The sequence below is a fragment of the Streptomyces sp. NRRL WC-3618 genome (assembly GCF_001280005.1).
Taxonomy (GTDB): Bacteria; Actinomycetota; Actinomycetes; order Streptomycetales; family Streptomycetaceae; genus Streptomyces.
Genome location: NZ_LGDW01000171.1, coordinates 1 through 3,815 on the forward strand (window position 1 = coordinate 1; position 3,815 = coordinate 3,815).

At 67.9% G+C, this 3,815-nt stretch carries 2 protein-coding genes and 3 pseudogenes; 2 read left to right on the forward strand and 3 right to left on the reverse strand.

Features of this window, described 5'->3' with window-relative positions:
* Window positions 1-235: 235 nt before the first annotated feature.
* The 3 genes and pseudogenes from ADL01_RS43770 to ADL01_RS46235 form a co-directional block, all read right to left on the reverse strand.
* Window positions 236-384: pseudogene (locus ADL01_RS43770) on the reverse strand (IS701 family transposase); the annotation flags it as partial.
* A gap of 50 nt (window positions 385-434) precedes the next feature.
* Window positions 435-1,541: a ricin-type beta-trefoil lectin domain protein gene (locus tag ADL01_RS17875; RefSeq protein WP_053743008.1), complete on the reverse strand. Its 1,107-nt coding sequence runs from the start codon at window positions 1,539-1,541 to the stop codon at window positions 435-437.
* A 542-nt stretch (window positions 1,542-2,083) separates the two neighbouring features.
* A pseudogene (locus tag ADL01_RS46235) lies at window positions 2,084-2,386 on the reverse strand (IS21 family transposase); the annotation flags it as partial.
* Between the two features lie 311 nt (window positions 2,387-2,697).
* Here ADL01_RS46235 and ADL01_RS47790 point away from each other — a divergent pair.
* Both ADL01_RS47790 and ADL01_RS17880 read left to right on the forward strand, forming a co-directional pair.
* Window positions 2,698-3,016 (forward strand): annotated as a pseudogene (locus tag ADL01_RS47790) (xylosidase); the annotation flags it as partial.
* A 187-nt stretch (window positions 3,017-3,203) separates the two neighbouring features.
* Window positions 3,204-3,815, forward strand: a 612-nt coding sequence (locus tag ADL01_RS17880; RefSeq protein WP_234354685.1) for a family 43 glycosylhydrolase, incomplete at its 3' end; no start/stop codon positions are given.

Below are 3,815 nucleotides of genomic sequence, written 5' to 3' on the forward strand. Positions count from 1 at the left end.
GCGCATCGCGCCCATCGCCGGCAGCGTGGCGCCCGCGACCAGGCCGGCGGTGACCGTCATGACTTTCCGGCGGCTGTGGGGGTGTTGGAGCCAGGACATACGAGATCAGCTTCCTCACGGGTAAGGGGACCAAGAGCCGAAGTTCGACATGTCGCTCTGGCTCTGGGGTTCTGGTTGGTGGCGGATGATCTGGGCAGGGGGCGGTGGCAGGTGGAGCAGGTGCCGGTCCAGCAGCTCAGCAGGTCCTGGATGGTGTCGAGGATCTGGTAGAGGGTGAACCCGCTGTATCGGCTTTTCGGGCCAGGCGCTGCTCGGTCAGGAACGCGTGGGCGGCGGCGACCAGGTGCCGTGGTGATGCCGGCCGGTCCAGGAGCAGCCCTCGAATCCCGGGACCGGGGCGGGGAGGGGAGGGGCTCAGGTCCCGGGAGCGGGGGTCATCCGGCGGTCAGAGTGGTCCACTTCTGGTTGGAGCCGCCGTGGCAGTCCCACAGGTGGAGCTGTGTGCCGTCGGTCGTGGAGAAGCTCGGATCATCGAGGCAGCGGCCGGAGGCGGGGTTGCGGTAGCCGCCGTTGTAGGGCTGCCAGATCTGGTTGGAGCCGCCGTGGCAGGCCCAGAGCTGCACCTTGGTGCCGTTGGCCGTGCCGAAGCCGGCGGCGTCCAGGCATTTGCCCATGGAGCGCAGGGTGCCGTCGGTGTAGGCGGACCAGACCTGGTTGACGTCGCCGGTGCAGCTCCAGGTCTGGACGGCGGTCCCGTCGGCCGTGCCGAAGCCGCTGACGTCCAGGCACTTGCCGCCCAACTCGGACTGCACACGTGAGGGAGCGGGGGCGGGGTTCCTCAGCCACCCGGCGCTGTCCGCGGACTGGATGCCGCGGTGGAAGGCGTCCGCCATCTTCACGTAGCCCGCGTCGTTGGGATGCAGGAAGTCGTCCAGGTCGGCCGTGGTCAGGCTGCTCATGTCCACGTACGCGACGTGCTTGCCCGCCGCCTGTGCCTCGCTCACGATCTGGGGGATGGCCTGGTTGTACGCGGCACGGTACTGCTCCTCCGTGCCACTGGTGGACACGACCAGGGAGGCCACGAGGACGGTCGCGTCGGGGACGTCGGCGGTGATCTGGTTGACCAGTGACCTCAGCCGGTCGGCGGCGGTGGTGGGCTGGTAGCTCCCGTTGAGGTCGTTGGTGCCGATGTGCAGCGTCACGACGTTGGGCCGGTAGCGGGTCAGCGCGGCGTCGGTGAGGGCGGCGATCTGGTCGATGCGGTAGCCGGAGTGGCCTTCGTTGTCGGCGTCGGACATCGAACCGCCCCGCCCCGTGCCCACGAAGTCCAGCGGATGGCCGTCCGCCGCGAGCTTGTCCCACAACGGACCCCGGTAGCCGTTGCCCGTACTGCTTCCCACGCCCCACGTTATCGAGTCGCCGAGCGGCATGACCCGCAAGGGTGTGTTCGAGGCGGCGGAGGCAGGTGCCACACCTGCCGCCGTCACCCCGAGCGCGGCAGTGACCATCGTGATGAGGGGCAGGATCCAAGGCTTTCTCATGCAGTCGTCCTCTTCTGCGGGTGAGTGCTGAATCTGGCGCGGGCTGCTCGACGTTCGTGTCGACAACTCGGCTGCCGTGTCGTCCCGCTGGCGTCGGCGGGCACATGACGTACTGGCGGAACGGCGTGGTGGGGAACGTCGTCATCCTTGAGCAAGCGACTCCGGCCTGGCCCGTCAGGGGCCGTCCGGAGGCGGTGTGGTGCGGCCCTGAAGCGTTCGGAATAGCGAACGCCGGTCGAAGTGTCGAGCAACTGGATAATAAGGTTCCGGTGATCAGCGTCAATACCTCTCGCAAAATTCGCAAGCCGGAACATGCACAACTGAAACCAGGCGGCCTCAAGTCCCATGGTGTAGGGGTCTTTGATAGAGGGTCAGGTAGCGGGGGCGGGGGCGGGCGCGGGCTTGGACAGGCACCGTTGCCGTACTGGTTGCCGCCGTTCCCGAAAAGGTTGCCGCCCGGTCCAAGTGCACGACTTGAGGAGACGGACCGCGATCCCGGTGACCCAGTCGATGGTCATCGGTCTTGTCGTTGTCGTTGAGTAAAAGCGGGACCACGCCGGCCATGCGCAGAACAACAGCGTCTCGCGCTCGCTTCCACCGCCCGGACCAGGCACTTTCGGGCCTAATCCCCAGTCGGACTGCAACCAGAGACCGGGCTCGGCGATCCACGGCCGGTAAGTACGACGGTGGCCGGCCTGCCACTGTTCCCTTCGCCCGCGCGACCGCCCGCCGCGTCGTCCGCTCGTCCCAACCCCAGTAGCTGGAGGCGTTCGTGGAGCTTGTCGGCTCGCACCGTGCGCTGCGACCGGTCGACCCACTCCTCGCTTTGGCATGAATGGGTCGATCTAGGATCTTGTGCTGTCCGCTCTCCACTCCTAGGATCCATGCCGTCCGAAGGATCGGTTTACGTTCGCAGTACCGAACACGCCCGGCCGAAGCGGCTTGCGCATGGTGCACATGCCGGGCATGACAGCACCCGCATCATCCGTACCAGTAAGGCTCTCCCCCACACACCAAGTGCCGGACCTGGAAGGGCTCACCCGGCATTCGTGCGGCGAGCCCCGATCGCCTCCCGGAGCATCGTGTGAAATCACCCGCACCATGCCACGCCCGCGCCCGTGCCGCGCGGCCGTGGCCCTCCTATTAGGCCTGGCGCGGCCGGCCCGTCGTCCAACTCGTAGGCCGTGCCTGGGAAACGCCGTATCCCAGCCCCGTCCTGCCGCTCCCCGCCCCGCCAGGTCACCCCACTGACCGGCGTCGACACCTTCGACGGAACGACCGTGAAACCGAAGCGGGAAGGGAACCACGATCCGGACCACGACAAGTGGTCCGTCAACAACGGCCTGACCCTGCGCACCGCGCCGGCCACCAACCACCTGTACTGGGCCCGCAATACCCTCACCCACCGGATTCAGGGACCCATCTCCACCGCGACCATCCAGCTGGACTACGCGACGATCCGCGACGGACAGCAACTGGAACACCACCGGCGCCGAAGCCGCGAACGCCAACGTCACGGGCTACGCCGCGCAGACGCTCGGCGGCTCCGTCCGCATCGCACGGTTCGCGCTGACCACACCCCGAGCGCAGCAACGTTCCTCCCCCCGCATCTGACCAGCAGCTGCTCAGTCCCCGACCCGCAGCACCAGGAAGGACCACACCATGGCCAGTACCGCCGCCCATGGGCCAACGGCTCACCCGACCGCAGCGAGATCACCCGCCACCGGTACGAGGCTCACCCGGGCAGCCGCCTGGGTGGTGGGCCTCCTGCTGGTGTTCGCCGTCGTGCCCGCCGCGGTGCATCCCACCGCGGCCAGGGCCGACAACCCGATCGTGCAGAACGTCTACACCGCCGACCCGGCCCCGCTGGTCTACAACGGACGGGTCTACCTCTACACCGGGCACGACGAGGACGGCTCCAATTCCTCCTTCGTGATGAAGGACTGGCGGGTGTGGTCCTCCGCCGACATGGTCAACTGGACCGACCACGGCTCACCGCTCAGCCTCAACACCTTCAGCTGGGCGTCCACCGACGCGTGGGCGGGCCAGGCCGTCGAACGGGCCGGCAAGTTCTACTGGTACGTGCCGGTGACGGCCCGGGCGACCGGCCGGATGGCCATCGGCGTGGCGGTGGCGGACAGCCCCACCGGCCCGTTCCGGGACGCCCTCGGCCACCCGCTGGTGGAGAACAGTGAGATCGACCCGACCGTCTTCATCGACGACGACGGTCAGGCCTACCTGTACTGGGGCAACCCCAACCTGTGGTACGTCAAG

Coding starts and splice junctions, on each gene's coding strand:
- ADL01_RS17875 (WP_053743008.1), bottom strand. CDS start 1,541: ATGAGAAAGCCTTGGATCCTGCCCCTCATCACGATGGTCACTGCCGCG.